Here is a 17345-nt window from a genome sequence, read left to right on the forward strand (position 1 = left end):
ATGCCAAAACGTACCGATATTCATAAAATTTTAGTGATTGGCTCTGGCCCGATTGTGATTGGGCAAGCCGCTGAGTTTGATTACTCTGGGACGCAAGCCTGCTTAGCACTTAAAGAAGAAGGCTATCAAGTTGTTTTAATCAACTCCAATCCGGCGACGATTATGACCGATAAAACCGTCGCTGATACAGTTTATATCGAGCCGATTACCATCGATTTTGTCACGCAGATTCTGCGCAAAGAACTCCCCGATGCCATTTTACCAACTCTCGGGGGCCAAACTGGCTTGAACATGGCCTTAGAACTTGCTAATAACGGGATTCTCGCCGAACTGCACATTGAATTACTTGGGACCAAGTTAAGCGCGATTGACCAAGCCGAAGACCGTGAATTGTTTAAAAACTTGATGAATCAATTAAATGAACCGATTCCAGAATCCGCGATTGCGCATTCGCTTGTCGAAGCCCAAGAATTCGTGAGCCAAAACGGCTATCCGGTCATTATCCGCCCGGCCTTTACGCTTGGTGGCACTGGTGGCGGAATTGCCGAAAATGCTGGTCAACTCAGTACAATTGTCAAAAATGGTCTTAGCCTGTCACCAGTCGGTCAAGTCCTCGTTGAACAGAGCATTGCCGGATACAAGGAAATCGAATTCGAAGTCATGCGTGATTGCAACGACAACGCATTAGTCGTCTGCAATATGGAAAACTTCGACCCAGTCGGTATTCATACTGGTGACTCTATTGTGTTTGCACCCGTTCAAACACTTAGTGACCGTGAAGTTCAAACGTTACGTGATGCTGCGCTTAAAATTATTCGTGCTTTAAAGATTGAAGGGGGCTGTAACGTTCAATTGGCCCTTGATCCTAATAGCGACCACTACTACATTATTGAAGTCAACCCACGGGTGAGCCGCTCGTCAGCCCTTGCCTCTAAAGCCACTGGTTATCCAATTGCGAAGATGGCGGCAAAAATCGCGGTCGGTTTAACACTGGATGAAATTCATAATCCAAACACTAAGACGACTTACGCGCAGTTTGAACCAATGCTCGATTACGTTGTTGCTAAGATTCCCCGTTGGCCCTTTGATAAGTTCAACAAAGGTGACCGCCAATTGGGCACTCAAATGAAAGCTACTGGTGAAGTGATGGCGATTGGGCGCAACCTTGAAGAAGCACTCCTCAAAGCTGTCCGCTCACTTGAAATCGGCACTGACCATCTTGAAATTTCGGGATTAACAGCCGTCGGTGACAACGATCTTATCCAACGAATCGTACATCCCCAAGATGACCGACTCTTTTACCTCGCTGAAGCGTTGCGTCGTGGCTATTCAATTCAAGAACTTAGTGAATTGACAAAAATCGATCTTTTCTTTTTAGATAAACTTAGCCACATTGTTGAAATTGAAGAACAACTACGTACTGATAAAGGCGACTTAACGCTACTTGAAATCGCCAAGAAAAATGGCTTCGCCGATGCTAAAATTGCAGCCACTTGGCAAATTATGCCCGCTCAAGTTCGCCAAATGCGCCAGGAAAGTGGCATCCAGCCAGTTTATAAGATGGTCGATACCTGTGCAGCCGAATTCGCGGCACAAACCCCTTATTACTATGCAACTTATGAACAAGAAAACGAAAGTATCGTCAGTCCCAAACCCTCAATCCTAGTGATTGGTGCCGGGCCAATTCGAATTGGCCAAGGGGTCGAATTCGATTATGCAACCGTCCACTGTGTTCAAGCCATCCAAAAGGCCGGTTATGAAGCAATTATTATGAATAGTAATCCCGAAACGGTCTCCACGGATTTTTCAATTTCAGATAAATTGTACTTCGAACCACTCACGCTAGAAGATGTCTTAAACGTCGTTGAACTTGAGAAACCAGAAGGCGTCATCGTTCAATTTGGGGGACAGACTGCTATCAACCTCGCCGAACCACTAGCTGAAAACGGGGTGCAAATTCTTGGCACAGATGTCGCTAATTTAAAACGCGCGGAAAATCGCCATCAATTCGACCAATTAATCACTGAACTCGCCATTCCACAACCCGTCGGGGCAACTGCAACAAATACACCAGATGCCTTAAAAATTGCAGCAAACATCGGTTACCCTGTGTTAATCCGACCTAGTTTTGTACTAGGTGGACAGGCAATGGAAATCGTCCATACTGCAGAAGACCTTACCCATTACATGAAAGAAGCCGTTAGCATTTCGACTGATCAGCCAGTCTTAATTGATCGCTACTTATTGGGTAAAGAATGTGAAGTCGATGCAATCTGTGACGGCCAAGATGTCTTAATTCCAGGGATTATGGAACATATCGAACGCGCTGGTGTTCACTCAGGCGATTCAATGGCCGTTTACCCCCCACAGAACCTGACGGATACCCAAAAGCAAGCCATCATCACCTATACAACAAAACTTTGTTTAGCACTTGAATGTCGCGGCTTATTAAACATCCAGTTTATTATCCAAAATGAAGAAGTTTACGTCATCGAAGTCAATCCCCGAGCTAGCCGGACCGTCCCATTCTTGAGTAAGGTCACTGGGATTTCCATGGCGCAACTGGCAACCCAAGTCATTTTAGGTAGTACTTTAGCCGAATTAAAGAGCCCAACCGGTCTATTACCAGCTGGTCCACTCATTCATATTAAAGCGCCAGTCTTTTCATTTTCGAAACTAACGCGGGTTGACAGCTTACTCGGTCCAGAAATGAAATCCACTGGGGAAGTCATGGGGACTGATGTTACGATGCAAAAAGCGCTCTACAAAGCGTTTGAGGCTAGTGGGATGCACCTACCAAGTCATGGTAACGTCTTAATGACGATTACCAACCAAGATAAGACACACGCGCTCGAATTAGCAAAGCGTTTCCGTGAAGTTGGCTATCAAATCATCGCCACACCTGGGACTAGTCAAGAATTTCAAGCAGCTGGCGTCCCAGTTCAATCCGTTGCCAAGATTAATGCTACTAGCGGGGATTTGCTTGATAAAATCAAAGCCGGCCACATTCAATTAGTCATCAATACAACTGGTTTAAATGAAGCCCCGCAAGTTGCTAAAGATAGCATTGTTATCCGTCAAACCGCCATTGAACACGGTATTCCATTAATGACATCATTAGACACCGCCGATGCGATCTTAGCCGTCTTAGAATCACAATCGCTCCTGACCAAACCCCTTTAAAACCATTAAAAGCAACTAAAGTCTTTGGTCAAGGACGGCTTGCTCCGTTTGTCGATCCAAAGCGAACCGATTTAAAATCATTTGGTTTACCATAGGAGGCCCTTATGACGAACCCTTTAATTATTGCGCTTGATTTTCCAGACTGGGAAACAACAAATTGTTTTTTAGCGCAATTTCCAACGAATGAACCTTTATTCGTTAAAATTGGCATGGAACTTTTTTATCAAGCGGGACCACAACTGATTAAAACGTTAAAAGCGCGCGGTTATCGCCTTTTTCTCGACTTAAAACTCTACGATATTCCTAAGACGGTTCAAAACGCAATGACTGTTATCGGGCAACTCGGTGTCGATTACACAACCATGCACGCTACCGGCGGACAAGCAATGCTAAAAGCAGGGGCAATTGGCCTTAAAAAAGGGGCCGCTCTAGCTAACGTGCCACCCGCCAAACTACTGGCGGTTACGCAGTTAACCTCAACTAGCGAAGCGCAAATGCAAGCTGAACAACTTGTTAATGTCAGCCTGCCAGCGTCTGTCGCCCACTATGCAAAGCTCGCACAAAATGCTGGTTGCGATGGTGTGATCTGTTCCGCTCAAGAGGTCCCAATAATTCGTGAACATACCAATCCTGATTTTTTCTGTGTCACCCCAGGTATTCGGCCAGCAACCAGTCAAACTAACGACCAAAAACGGGCCGTTACCCCGCTAGCAGCAGCCCAAGCTAAGAGCTCAGCCATCGTCGTTGGCCGACCGATCACCCAAGCTACACAACCTTATCAAGCCTATCAGGCGATTAAATCAGAATGGGAGTCCTTCAAATGACAACAATTGCCCACCAAGTCGCACAAGCCTTAATTGATATTCATGCCATCGGTCTGCGACCAAACCAGCCTTTTACTTGGGCCAGTGGGTTGAAAAGTCCCATCTATTGCGATAACCGCCTAACGATTGGTTATCCCCAAGTACGTCAGCTCATCGCTACTAACTTAGCTACGGCAATCAAAGGGCAATTCCCAGACGTTGAAGTCATCGGGGGGACCGCGACGGCCGGCATCCCACATGCCGCTTGGGTGGCTGCTGAACTCAACTTGCCGATGGTGTATATCCGTTCGAAACCAAAAGAACACGGCCAAGGCCGCCAAATTGAAGGTCCATTTAAAGCCGGCCAAAAACTAGTCTTGATTGACGATTTAATCTCAACAGGTGGAAGTGTCTTACAAGCAGCTGCGGCGGCTCAAAAGGCGGGGGCGGCAGTCCTTGGGATTTTCGGAATTTTTTCATACGAACTAGTAGCCAGCCAAAAGAATTTTGAAGCCGCCAAATTACCACTAACAACCTTATCGAATTTCTCCGCTTTATTAGCCGTTGAAAAAGCAGCTAATAACCTAACAGCGGAACAAGTAAATGTGCTAAACGAATGGCGCCAAGACCCACAGGCATGGTCAGACGCACATTAAGCGTTAGCGTGTGACGGCAATCAGGTCGCTTAAGCCGTCAAAAAAGCGTTCCCCGAAAATTGATTTTTGGGGAACGCTTTTTATTAGGCTTGTAGCGGCTTGTTACGTAACTTCTGGACAAGTTGCTCATCCGGTGTTGTATACAATGTTTGTTGGCCTTCATAGACCACAAAACCAGGTCGCGCACCGTTGGGTTTCTTAATCTTCTTAACCTGAATATAATCAACTGGGACGGCAGCAGATAAGCGGGCCTTCGAGAAATACGCCGCTAAGTTAGCGGCTTCTTGAAGCGTGTCTTCTGATGGGTTTGGACTATCAATAATGACATGGGAACCCGGAATATTTTTCACATGCAACCAAATGTCGGATTTATGCGCTTTTTTTAAGGTCAACTGATCATTTTGATAGTTATTCTTACCAACAAAAATCCGGGTGCCATCACTAGCATAGAAAACTTCCGGTTCACTAATCTTGTAACGTCTCTGTTTCTTAGCACCAGTTTGTTTAACCTTTAGATACCCCTCGGCCTGTAATTCAGCTTTGATATCGTCCAAATCCTTTGGTTCGGCAATTTCAATTTGCGCCATCATCGTTTTGAAGTAGGTCAGTTCAGCTTCTGTTTTAGCCATTTGTTCGTTAACGTAAGCAATTGAATTTCGTAATTTCTGATATTTTGCGAAATACTTCTGCGCATTTTTAGACGGGCTAATTTGGTTCGACAGTGTAATCTTAAGCGGTTCGTTATTGGCATAGAAGTTAGGTAACGTGATTTCAGTCATGCCTCGTTCCACTTCCCGTAGGTAGGTGGTTAAAATTTCGCCTTTAATCCGGTAATCATCAGCACTATCAGCGGCTTTTAACGTTTTTTGTAGTTTTTGCAGTTTCTTTTCATCCTTTTGAATCTCGTTACGGATAAAATGGATGAGGGCCCCACCTTGTTGTTGCACACGGTCACGCTGCGCTTTGTGTAAGTAATATTGGTCTAATAGTTCACTCAATGTTGCAAAATGGCTCAGACTCCCTGTCAGGCTCTCATAGGGGAAAGCCGTAAACCACGATTTTTGAGCGCCAATCGTTAAAGTCGGGGTGGCTTGATCGAATTGCTTAAAAAACGCCGTGGCAACTGCCAAATAATGATCATGGTCGGTTAAACGCGTCTGTAGTTCAACAGCACTTTCACGACTCATCCCTTGAAATTGTCGTTGTAACCATTTCACCTGTTCATCGGCAGTTTCATTATAGTAGCTCAACCAATCAAGTGTTTTCAAATCCGTCGTAAAACCATCAACCCCAGTCGCTGCCGGGGGATTGACATAATCGGCACCAGGCATCAAAAAACGATACCGGTTTTGTGAAACACCAACGTGCCGAATCAAATCGAGAATCTTATTGGTCGCTTGATTGACTAAAATGACATTACTATGCCGGCCCATCAATTCAACGATTAGGCACAATTGTTGTAAGTCACCAAGTTCATTGCGTGATTTAAATCTGAATCTTAGAATCCGGTCACTTTCAACTTGCTCGATTTTTTCTAAAATGGCGCCATCTAAATATTTGCGTAAAGTCATCGCAAAATTGGGTGGGGTGGCAGGATTCGCATAGGGCACACGGGTCACTTGCACGCGAGCATACGAGGGGTGCGCTGATAGAAGGAGGGGATAAGTCTTGCGATTTGCACGAATCGTCAAGATCACTTCATTTGGATAAGGTTGTTGAATTTTCGTAATTTTGCCGTCTGCTAAAGTTGTGTTTAGCTCATTTACAACGGCATGGGTCATTAAACCATCAAAGGTCATTATTGCTCACACTCTCTATAATTAAATTGTCTTACTTATTGTAACGGTTTTGGAACGGAACCTCAAAGAAATTAGTTGTTTGCAATCGCTAACATGACTATTGTATAATACAATCATTAAATTGCTTTATACAATTCAAGGGGAATTTGCCATGCATTCAACCTTAACAACGTTTAATCAACTAAATCGATTATATCAGGAACAAAAGAAACACTGGGCGGCACAGCTCGGGTTGAAATTAGCACAAATCAATATTCTAATGACAATTGAACCCCATCAAGAGCAGATTGTGCATGCAAAATTAATCGTCTTAACCAAACTGGATGCTTCGACACTCAGTCGGCAATTAAATACGATGACTCAAGAAGGCCTATTAACAAAAGTGCCCGGTACTGACCCGCGCCAACGCGTGTACGCATTAACACCAGCCGCCAAAACTGCATGTCATGCATTGGAACACCTCCAAACTGAACTTGAAAACCACATTCAACAGAACTGGAGTTCCGAAGAACAACAGTTTTTAAAAATCCTACTGAACCGTTATTATCAAAGCTTCAATCGGCTACTAAAATGAAATGCCCTATACATATTTGGGAAAATCGGCAATTTTAGGGGAATTAACCTATCATTTATGATATAGTTATTACCGAATAATAAAAAAGTAGGTGTCACCATGAAAATTGCTGTAGTCACTGATAGTACCGCTTATCTCACAGAACAGCAAGTGAAAGACCATCAACTCTTCGTTGTGCCGATCCCAGTTATCCTTGATGGCCAGGTCTACGATGAAGGCGTTGATATAACCACTGAAGAGTTCTATCAAAAATTAAAAATATCCGAAACATTCCCAAGTACATCACAACCCCCACTGGGCGAAATGCTAAAACTGTACGAAAACCTAGGCAACGAAGGGTATGATGCAGTTATCAGCATTCACCTGGCTAGCACCATTTCTGGGTTTGTCACGACATTGAAAAATGCGGCAAGCACCATTGATAACATTCAAGTTGTTCCATATGATTCTGGGATTACTGTAATGTTAATGGGCTATTTAGCGATGGAAGCGGCTAGACTGGCACGCGAGCCAGAAGCAACCGTTGACCAGATCATTGCTCGCCTCGATGACCTAAAGAGTACAATGGATGAATGCTTCATTGTTAACGACTTACAAAACTTAGTGCGTGGTGGTCGTTTATCAAACGCATCCGCTTTTATTGGTAGCATGTTGAAGATTAAACCGCTTTTAACGTTTGACGCTGAAACTAACAAGATTACGGCTTTTGAAAAAGTTCGTTCATTGAAGAAGGCTTACGCCCGCGCTGAACAAATTTTTGCTGAAACAGCTGAACGTGTTGATTATCCATTACGCGCACTGATTATTCACGCCAACGATGAACCGGCAGCCATTGCTTGGCGTGATAAGCTTCGCGCAAATTACCCAGACTTACCAATTGATATCAGCTACTTTGGCCCGGTTATCGGGACCCATCTTGGTGAAAAAGCAATTGCGCTTGCTTGGATTAAAGATTTTGATAAAGCCTAGTTATAAAAAGCCTATCGAAGTATTCGATAGGCTTTTTGTGCTTTATAGAATAGCAACAGGGTCTTCTAGGGTGACCAACTTCGTACCAATCAACTTATAAATAACCGATTTAACGGCAACTTTTTGAACAATATTGAGTGGATCTTCACTTAAGTTGAATTCATTGACCGTTGATTGCGCGTTGATATTAGCAATTTCGGCATTAAATAACTGCACAAAATGATCATAGGCTTTACTAGCAGTGTTGTTTGCCAGTGATTGTGAAATTCCCTGTTTGATGACTTCCAGTGGGAAGACCAGCTTCATGATGCTCACCACGATCAATTCGGCTAAATGATCACGATTGTAACGTTTCTTTTCAGGTCGTTCAATAATCGCCATTTTGACATAACTATTAATCATCGTTTTCGTTATTTTAACGTCCAACAGGGGACTCAGCCGTTTATTGACTTCGCTAATGACTTGGTCCATATAGAGGTCTAAATCTGGAAATTCTGACCATAGTGGTAACCGTAGTTGTTGAAAGTCACCTAACCATTTTTCAAATTCTTGTGATTGCATCCTGATTAACGCCACCAATCTGTTGATAGTGTATTTATTATGCCATAGTAATTATCATTTGTCACTAATGTAGAATCGAATTCTATTATCTATTGACTTGCAATCTACATTCGCGCTATAATACTCGACAAATAGAGAAAGCGAGGCAAGAACCATGCAGCCATCTACGATTAAACGCCAACAATTAATTTATGAAATCTGGAATGCCATTACCCACGGGATTGGTTTTTTCGGTAGTTTAACGCTCGTCATTATGCTTCTAGTCAAAGGCATTCATCAAACCCTTTCACCAGTCGCGATTGCTAGTCTCGCAGTATATGGGGCTACATTACTGTTATTATACCTCGCTTCAACTTTATTTCACTGCTTGGCATTTACCAAGGCGAAACGCGTCTTTCAAATCTTCGATCATAGCAATATTTTCTTGCTGATTGCTGGGACCTACACGCCATATTGCTTGATTTTTATTGGCCATGCAGCAGGCATTAGCTTACTGATTGCAATCTGGACACTAGCAATCGCTGGCATTGTTACCCACATTTTAAGTCACGGTCGCTACCAAAAGGTTGAAACAACAATTTACGTTGTGATGGGTTGGTTATGTCTATTAGCCGGCAAGACCCTCTATGCAAACCTCAGTCCGGTTGGTTTTTGGCTGTTAGTCAGTGGCGGCGTAGTTTTTACCGTTGGTGCTCTAATTTACAGTTTTCCCAAAATTCCTGGTTTACACTTAATTTGGCATTTCTTCGTAATGCTCGGAACGACTTTGATGTTTTTTTCAATTTATCTCAACATTTAACTTGAAGGAGTACAACGCACATGACAATTAAAATTGTAACGGACTCATCAGTTCAACTAACAGCAGACGAACGCGCCAATTATGACATTCATATCGTTCCTTTAACCATTCAACAAGGGACTGAATCTTTCATCGATGGTCAAACCATCACGCGCGCCGAATTTTTAAGGCGCTTACAAAGCGCGACGACCGATTTCCCAACAACTAGTCAACCAACCGTCGGCAGCTTCGTTGAACTCTACGACCAATTGGGCACGGATGGCAGTACAATTTTATCAATCCACTGTACCGGATTACTCAGTGGCACGATCGAAGGCGCCCACACAGCGGCCCAACAATCAACAAGTGATGTCCACGTTATCGATAGTAAAGAAATTGACCGCGGACTTGCTTATCAAGTCGTCGCAGCCGCACAAGATGTTGAAGCCGGTAAGTCACTTGCTGAAATTATCGCACATCTTGACGATATTCGTAGTAGGACGGAAACCTATGTTTTCTTAGATTCACTAGATGCTCTCCAACGCGGTGGACGGATTAGCCGGATGGCCGGCCTCTTAACAAAACTGATTAAGCTCAAGGTAATTGTCCGCTTAACGGATACGGAATTAGAAGTGATTGCAAAGGGGCGGGGACTAAAAGCTTTTACAAAAGAAATCAACAATATTCGTGGACACTTAGCCACTCAAACCGTTGCTGAAATCGGCATCTCCCACGTAGGAATCACTGACGAACTATCCACGAAGATCCAAACAATCCTTGAAGAAACACAGCCGCATGTACCTTATATCGTCGCTTTAACGAGTCCCGTTATTATGAGTCACGTTGGCCTAGGCGCCTTCGGGATTTTTTACCTTACTAAATAGTACTATCCGAGAACGTCTTTTTGAGACGTTCTTTTTTGATACCTAAAATTGTGCAAAATCGAGTTGTCATATTAAAAATTATCATTTATACTAGAATGAACGTTCTAATAAGAGGAGATCATCAGATGCGTACAAAAGAATTTGACACAACAGCGGTTTTAGACAAAGCAATGCTTGTTTTTTGGCGCCAAGGGTATGAACAGACATCGATGCAAAATCTAGTAGCTGAAATGGGCATTCACCGGCGTAGTATCTATGATACATTTGGCGATAAGCACCAACTTTTCTTGGCAGCCCTAGCGCACTACCATGAGCAAACCATCGCAATGTTTGACCAAATTAATAGTCAACACAACGACCTTCGAAGTCGTTTAACGGCTATTTTTACGGCGTTTATTAAACATCCAACTCAGCAACCAAATGGCTGCTTAATTGTTAATACGGCTACCGCGTTAGCCACATTAGAAGATGATGTCCAAAAACGCATACAACACTATTTACAGCAAGAGCAAGTCATATTGCAACAATTGCTCATTGAAGGGCAAGCTGAGTTGAGACACCCCATTAAAGACGAACTGCTAGCCGCAACACTTCAAAATGCGTTGGTCGGCATTCGTGTCATGGCTAAAGTCAATCCCGATTCAGACGTCTTAATCGCAACAGCACACCAAACACTTCAAATACTCCCATGGAAAGAGGTTCTCTAAGATGAAAGCAGCCCAAATCACAAAATATAGTAAAGATCTCAATGTAACTGTTAAGGAAATGGCCATACCACAACCACAAGCTAACGAAGTACTGATCAAGGTTAGCTATGCTGCCGTGAATCCATTAGATTTAATGAATATTCACGGCAGTGTTAAGTTAATTCAAGATTATTCAATGCCGTTAACCCTTGGCAATGAAGTCGTCGGGGAAATTACCGCTATTGGTTCTAACGTCACGCTTTTTAAACCTGGGGATCTGGTTTACACCCGGTTGCCACTTGCTAAAATTGGTGGTTTTGCAGAATATGTTGCCGTTGATGCCGACGCTATTTGGTATACACCCACCACTTTATCAGCTAAAGAGGCGGTTGCTGTCCCATTAACAGGTTTAACCGCTTATCAAGGGCTTACGGAAGAATTGGCCGTTGAATCAGGTAAAACACTTTTTATTCCTGGCGGTTCTGGTAGTTTTGGGCAATTAGCCGTGCCAATCGCTAAATCTTTAGGTTTAACAGTAATTGTCTCCGGGAATGCTGAAGCACGTGGGCGCCTCTTAACATTAGGGGCTGATCAATATCTCGATTACCGAACAACCGATTATTGGCAAGTACTAAACGATATCGATTACGTGATTGATACCCGCGGTACTCAAGATATTGAACGTGAGCTTTCCATTATGAAACCAGGTGGCCGCTTATTAAGTTTGGTGGCAGGTCCTAATAAGCACTTTGCAATCACCCACGAATTACCTGCTTGGAAACGACTTTTATTTAGCTTAGCGGGGAAGAAGTGGGATAAACTCGCTGCTAAAGCTCAAGTTGACTATCGCTTCATCTTTGTTCGTTCAGATGGTCAACAACTTAAAAAAGTCACTGAACTAGTTGAAAAACAGCACATCACACCAGCTATCGATCCCCACGATTTTGACCTTGATCACATCCAAGAGGCACTCACTTTGGTTGCCAATGGTAAGCTCGCTGGTAAAGTTGTGCTTCATTTCTAATCATTGTCAAAGGAGAACAATTAATGACTTATCTAACAGCATCTAACAAAACCGTTCGTGGTCGTGACGGTAGCCAGTTTAATTACCGTGAGACTGGTGCAGGGGACGGCCTACCACTTGTTTTACTCAATCATTTATCTGCCACTTTAGACAACTGGGACCCAAGGTTCATCGACGCATTAAGTCACCATCGAAAAGTGATTGTCTTTGATAATCGCGGCATTGGCCTGTCGAACGGTGAGGTGCCAACAACAATTGAAGAAATGGCCGCTGATGTTATGCAGTTTTTAGAGTTACTCGGCTTAAAGCAAATTGATTTATTAGGCCTATCAATGGGCGGCTTTATTGCACAGACTTTCACGCTAAAATACCCATCCGTTGTTCGTAAACTTATTTTAGTCGGTACCGGTCCGCAAGGCGCTGTTGATATTGCTAAAGTTGGTAGAATTGTAAATATTGATCTTTTACGGGCAACCATTACCCGTCGTGACGTTAAAGAATATCTCTTTTTTACAAAAACAAAGCAAGGTCAGGCAGCCGGTAAAGCATTTATGGCCCGTTTAAAGCAAAGAACCATGGTTAAAGATCAACCTATCAGATTAACAGCTTATCGCCGACAATTAAAAGCAATCAAGCATTATGCGCACAGCAAACCAGCCATGCTATCACAGATCAACCAACCAACCTTGATTGTCAACGGTGATCATGATCGTATGGTGCCAGTTCTTGGTTCATATCAAATACATGAACAGATTAAGAATTCACAGCTTAAAATTTATCCAGACGCCGGCCATATGTCATTATTCCAATATACAGATGATTTTGTAACAATCCTTGAACATTTTTTAAATCGATAATCCTAAACCAGCACATCATAAGATGCGCTGGTTTTTTATTGCATCTTAACGCGAATATGGGAGTGGGTGATCCGGTTAATTTAAAAAAATATTCTAGTTTACATAATATATATTATACGAAGAATTGCTTATTTCTTAAAATGGCTTAAAATCACCAATTATTAGTCAACATCATTCAACTGATTGGCTTACTTAAATTTAATCCGTTTCGTTTTTTATACTGAATGATTCATTAACTACTATAAGCTGCTCAGCGCAAAGCCAAAGTTTTAAACTGGCTGTATATCTAATATCGCCAGCCTTTAAGCTAAATGCTATCATTCAGCGAAACAAATTTAAATCCGTGATTGCTATGGCGACTATGACGGCATTAAATTGATAAATACGCGCATTAATCCAGATTAGCCTTAAAATCACACATCAGAACGTTAAAATAGGCCTTAAATGGCTGATATAACGGCATTTATCCATGACAGTGATCTTTTAAGGTCGCCATATAGCGAAGCATCAGAGCACCTAAACAACCGCTAGTAAAGTGGTTTGCTAGACAAGTGTTGTTAAAATTATGGTTTTAACAACACTTGTGGTATTATCGCCTCATTTTTGCTAAACTATGAATAAACTACTCACTAAGGAGTTCTACATCATGGATCAACAACGTTACTTAGAACTTTGCGAAAAACAACTTGCTAATCTTCCAGATTACATTCGTAAATTCTACATTAACCGCCAAGCTAATGCCTACTCCTCGGCAACACTTTATCAATACTTGCAAGAATATATTCGCTTTTTCACCTGGTTAGTTGATGAACAGATTGTCGTGGTCCCCACTATCGCTCAGATGCCGCTATCCGCCCTTGAAAAAATGAAGCTCGAAGATATTGAGCTCTACAAGATCTTTCTAATGAATAAGCGTAAACAAAATCACCATAAGCTCTCTTTTCAAGCTGTTAACCGCTCAATTAACGCGTTAAACGCACTTTGGTACTTCTTAACCATTGAAGCCGAACAAGCTGATGGTGAGCCCTATTTTTACCGGAACGTTATGAAGAAGGTGAAACTACTTAAAGCTTCAGAGACAATGGCGACCCGTTCACGGCACATTAGCCAACAACTACTGACCGGTGAAAAGAAACACGATTTCATCACCTTCATGCAAGTCGATTATCCTAACTTACTTTCTAATCGTCAACTAGCATCATATAAGCAAAATTGTGAACGCGATATTGCCATTTGTGCACTGGCACTGGCCACTGGCATTCGACTCTCAGAGCTAGCCCAAGCTAACATCAATGATTTAAATCTTGAGCAACTGACGATTACCGTCATTCGTAAAGGCGGACAGCAAGATACTGTCCCGATTGCCCCGTGGAGCTTACCTTTTTTAAAGAATTACTGCCAGATCCGTAAGTCACGCTATCTAAAAGAAGCTAACGAACAAGCCTTATTTGTCAGCCGCTATCGTGGTAGCGCTAAGCGGATGAGCAACTATGCCATTGAAAAACTCGTTGCGAAGTATTCTGAAGCATTTGGCGTACGCCTCACACCCCATAAGTTTCGCCATACACTCGCCACTGATCTCATGGCAGCAACCCATAGTGAAACAATTGTTGCAACCCAGCTAGGCCAAACGACCACGCAAGCTACACATTTATATACGCACGTCGCTGCTGATGAACAACGCTCGGCGATGGACCAACTTGAATAGCCATCATTAGTTCTTTTTTGACAATGATGTCAATATTGTTTGGATTTTATTAGTTTATCGATTAGCACATTGCTTGACTTATACCATCTAGCGCGTATACTGAAAGCGTTCCTAAAAATTAAATGTTAACCATCACAAAGGGGAGCCATTGGCTGAGAGTGATTTTAATCAGACCCTTCGAACCTGTTTGTTAAGACAAGCGTAGGAATTGTGATGGAGTTGAAATGATAACTCCTTTTTTGTGTTGGTTGAACAAGAAAAGGGGTTTTTTTATGCAACATCAGCGTTTATTGATTCAAATTGAAGGCGCGATTATCGCGGCATTTGCCATGGCCTTGGAGTACATTCCGCATACTGTGGGCCCTTCAGCAATCGAAGTTTCCTTGGGGATCATTCCGGTTGTGATTTATAGTTTACGTCGTGGCGCCATTCCTGGGATGAGCGCCGGCTTAATCTGGGGCCTACTAGACTTAATTCTGCGTGGATTAGGCAACGGTAGTGTCTTAAATGCATGGCAAGGGCTGCTAGAATTTACCATTGCTTTCATGGTTGTTGGTTTGGCCGGTATCGTCCAACGACCGGTTCAAGTCAGTCTCCAGCAGCAGACAAAAGTCAAAACGATTACCTTTTTATGGGGGGCTGCATTCATCGGTACTTTTACAAAATACTTCTGTCACTTCTTAGCCGGTGCTGTTTATTGGGGCTCATATGCCCCCAAAGGTATGAATGCTTGGCTATACTCACTCACGGTTAATGGTGGGAGCTTTATCGCCAGTTTCGTACTAACGGGGCTCGTCCTATGTATTTGTTTAGCCATGGTGCCTAAGTTATATCTGCCAAAAGACATGGCTTTCCACATGCAATCTGAAAAATAACGAAAAGAGCCGTCCAAACACAATTTAAGTGTTCGGATGGCTCTTTTTAGTTTCCTTAACGATCCATTCTAGCACGTAAAGCGTATAAAATTGAAACGGTATCAACAACTTCTTGGAATAAAGCCCCCACCAACGCTGGAACAATTCCGGTGCTAGCAATCAACATTAAACCAATACAGATTGCAATTCCAATTAAAACCGCTTGGCGCGCAATCCGCATCGTATCACGCGCAATTTGAATGGCTTGACTGACCCGCTTTAAATCATCTTTTAGGATTACCACATCCGCTGATTCACTTGCGGCTGTTGCCCCATGGGCGCCCATCGCTATCCCGACATCAGCACTTGCCAGTGAAGGGGCATCATTGACCCCATCGCCAACCATAATGAGTGGGCGTTGGTCTTGCGGTGTCTGTTCAATGAAATGAATCTTATCGACAGGTAAACAACCAGCATGGACCTCATCAATCCCGACTTGTTCCGCAATCTGGTGGGCCGTCATTGCTTGATCGCCGGTTAGCATCATCAAGCGCCTAATCCCCAGTTGATGAAGCGTCTGCATTGTGGCTAGCGCTTCTGGCCGTAAATGATCAACAAACGTAATGTACCCCGCATATTGCTCATTAATCGCAACATAAACAGTTGTTTGCTCCTGCAAAGGTTGGTTAGCATCTGGCGCCACGAATTGCTGTTTACCAACACGAACCGTTTGTCCAGATGTCAAAGTCGCAACGACCCCAGCGCCAGTTGCTTCTTTTAGCGTTTCAATTGGCTGTAATGGTTTTACTTGCGCTGCCTTAACAAGTGATCGCGCTAAAATATGCGCTGATTCTTGCTCCGCACTAGCCGCCAATTGTAATAACTCGTTTGGTTTGATACCAATTACTGGCACAACTTGGTCGACCGCCAATTGACCATCGGTAATTGTTCCGGTTTTATCAAACGCTGCCGATTTAGCCGATGCTAATTTTTCAATTGTTGTCCCCGTTTTGACAATAATCCCATTCCGACTGGCACGACTCATCCCTGAGATTAATGCGATGGGCGCCGCCAAAATTAATGGGCACGGTGAGGCCACGACAAGTACCTCTGCAAACCGTACTGGGTCTTTAGATAACCACCAAGCTATCCCGGCAATCGCATACGCTACTAATGTAAATGGGACGGCATATCGATCAGCTAGCCGAACAAAATGGGCTGGTTGAGCCGCAGAGGTCGCTACAAGCCGCACAATTGCTTGATACTGGCTATTAATCGCTAATTGGTCGACTTGCATAGTAACCGATGTATCGCCGTTCACAGAGCCTGACATGAGCTCGTCATTCAGTGCTTTTTCAACGGGCCGTGATTCACCCGTTAACGATGATTCATCGAACAAAGCACTGCCACCAATAATATGCCCATCAACGGGAACCAATTCGCCCGGTTTAATCAGCACATGATCGCCAACTTGGAGCCTTTCGACTGAAACTTCTTCTACCACATCGTTAACAAGGCGGTGTGCTGTTTGCGGAGAGTTATCAAGTAACGTTTTTAACTCACGGCCTGCTTTATGCGCTGCATAGTCTTCTAGTGAGTCGCCACCAGTTAACATGATCAAGACCATTAATGCCGCCCAATATTCACCGACCGCTAACGTCGCAATAATGGCGGTAATTGCTAACAAGTCAATCCCGTATTGGCCTGACTTTAACGTTTTAACCATCTCAATAAACATCGAGAACGCTACTAAGCTCCCAGCTAGGCTCACTACTATTTGTGCCCACAATGGCTCATGTAGCAAAAATGCCAAGCATAGCGCAAACACACCCACGCTAATTGTTAATGCAAACTTAATGGTATGTTTCATCGTCACTCGCTCCTTCTTGTGAATTCAAGTACATTATAACACGTCGCCCAGTAGATTATAATGATTCTAATCTATTTGGCATAGAAAAAGCCCTGCCAATGATCGGGCAGGGCTTTTTGTCGCTCGTTGAGGCAAAATA

General features: G+C 43.3%; 15 protein-coding genes and 1 riboswitch. Of the genes, 12 read left to right on the forward strand and 3 right to left on the reverse strand.

Annotated features, from left to right (window positions below):
- The 3 genes from carB (at position 1) to pyrE (ending at position 4642) form a co-directional block, all read left to right on the forward strand.
- Positions 1 to 3183, forward strand: coding sequence for a carbamoyl-phosphate synthase large subunit (gene carB / locus J7Q78_RS01955; protein ID WP_208422309.1), 3183 nt, complete (start codon positions 1 to 3; stop codon positions 3181 to 3183).
- Positions 3184 to 3287: 104 nt separating this feature from the next.
- A complete protein-coding gene (pyrF, locus tag J7Q78_RS01960) occupies positions 3288 to 4007 on the forward strand; it encodes an orotidine-5'-phosphate decarboxylase (protein ID WP_208422310.1) in 720 nt (239 codons plus the stop codon).
- Positions 4004 to 4642 carry an orotate phosphoribosyltransferase gene (pyrE, locus tag J7Q78_RS01965; protein ID WP_208422311.1) on the forward strand — a complete coding sequence of 213 codons (639 nt, stop codon included), beginning with the start codon at positions 4004 to 4006 and terminating at the stop codon, positions 4640 to 4642. The genes pyrF and pyrE overlap by 4 nt, the downstream gene beginning before the upstream one ends.
- A gap of 83 nt (positions 4643 to 4725) precedes the next feature.
- On the opposite strand, the gene J7Q78_RS01970 is transcribed toward pyrE, so the two are convergent.
- Complete coding sequence (locus J7Q78_RS01970) at positions 4726 to 6441, reverse strand: NFACT RNA binding domain-containing protein (protein ID WP_208422312.1); 1716 nt, start codon at positions 6439 to 6441, stop codon at positions 4726 to 4728.
- 151 nt (positions 6442 to 6592) lie between these two features.
- Between J7Q78_RS01970 and J7Q78_RS01975 the strand changes: the two genes are divergently transcribed.
- Complete coding sequence (locus J7Q78_RS01975; protein ID WP_154242012.1) at positions 6593 to 7015, forward strand: MarR family winged helix-turn-helix transcriptional regulator; 423 nt, start codon at positions 6593 to 6595, stop codon at positions 7013 to 7015.
- A 99-nt stretch (positions 7016 to 7114) separates the two neighbouring features.
- Positions 7115 to 7984: a DegV family protein gene (locus J7Q78_RS01980; RefSeq protein WP_154242013.1), complete on the forward strand. Its 870-nt coding sequence runs from the start codon at positions 7115 to 7117 to the stop codon at positions 7982 to 7984.
- Positions 7985 to 8026: 42 nt separating this feature from the next.
- Here the strand turns inward: J7Q78_RS01980 and J7Q78_RS01985 are convergent, their stop codons facing one another.
- On the reverse strand, positions 8027 to 8545 hold the full coding sequence (locus J7Q78_RS01985; RefSeq protein WP_154242014.1) for a DUF1836 domain-containing protein: 519 nt from the start codon (positions 8543 to 8545) through the stop codon (positions 8027 to 8029).
- Positions 8546 to 8699: 154 nt separating this feature from the next.
- Here J7Q78_RS01985 and trhA point away from each other — a divergent pair, with 154 nt between their 5' ends.
- The 7 genes from trhA (at position 8700) to thiT (ending at position 15357) form a co-directional block, all read left to right on the forward strand.
- The gene (trhA, locus tag J7Q78_RS01990; protein ID WP_154242015.1) at positions 8700 to 9344 is read left to right on the forward strand and encodes a PAQR family membrane homeostasis protein TrhA; all 645 of its coding nucleotides are present in this window, start codon (positions 8700 to 8702) and stop codon (positions 9342 to 9344) included.
- 20 nt (positions 9345 to 9364) lie between these two features.
- On the forward strand, positions 9365 to 10207 hold the full coding sequence (locus J7Q78_RS01995; protein WP_208422313.1) for a DegV family protein: 843 nt from the start codon (positions 9365 to 9367) through the stop codon (positions 10205 to 10207).
- A gap of 125 nt (positions 10208 to 10332) precedes the next feature.
- Positions 10333 to 10914, forward strand: coding sequence for a TetR/AcrR family transcriptional regulator (locus tag J7Q78_RS02000; RefSeq protein WP_154242017.1), 582 nt, complete (start codon positions 10333 to 10335; stop codon positions 10912 to 10914).
- Between the two features lies 1 nt (position 10915).
- Positions 10916 to 11917: an NADP-dependent oxidoreductase gene (locus J7Q78_RS02005; protein ID WP_208422314.1), complete on the forward strand. Its 1002-nt coding sequence runs from the start codon at positions 10916 to 10918 to the stop codon at positions 11915 to 11917.
- 23 nt (positions 11918 to 11940) lie between these two features.
- Positions 11941 to 12774, forward strand: a complete 834-nt coding sequence (locus J7Q78_RS02010) for an alpha/beta fold hydrolase (RefSeq protein ID WP_154242019.1) — start codon at positions 11941 to 11943, stop codon at positions 12772 to 12774.
- Between the two features lie 646 nt (positions 12775 to 13420).
- Positions 13421 to 14482: a tyrosine recombinase XerS gene (xerS, locus tag J7Q78_RS02015; protein ID WP_208422315.1), complete on the forward strand. Its 1062-nt coding sequence runs from the start codon at positions 13421 to 13423 to the stop codon at positions 14480 to 14482.
- A gap of 128 nt (positions 14483 to 14610) precedes the next feature.
- A riboswitch (TPP riboswitch) is annotated at positions 14611 to 14707 on the forward strand.
- Positions 14708 to 14754: 47 nt separating this feature from the next.
- Positions 14755 to 15357 (forward strand): energy-coupled thiamine transporter ThiT, encoded by a 603-nt coding sequence (gene thiT, locus J7Q78_RS02020; RefSeq protein WP_208422316.1) that lies wholly within the window; start codon positions 14755 to 14757, stop codon positions 15355 to 15357.
- Positions 15358 to 15412: 55 nt separating this feature from the next.
- Here the strand turns inward: thiT and J7Q78_RS02025 are convergent, their stop codons facing one another.
- Complete coding sequence (locus J7Q78_RS02025) at positions 15413 to 17206, reverse strand: heavy metal translocating P-type ATPase (protein ID WP_208422317.1); 1794 nt, start codon at positions 17204 to 17206, stop codon at positions 15413 to 15415.
- Positions 17207 to 17345 lie beyond the last annotated feature (139 nt).

The sequence above is a fragment of the Latilactobacillus fragifolii genome (genome assembly GCF_905332535.1).
GTDB classification, from domain to species: domain Bacteria; phylum Bacillota; class Bacilli; order Lactobacillales; family Lactobacillaceae; genus Latilactobacillus; species Latilactobacillus fragifolii.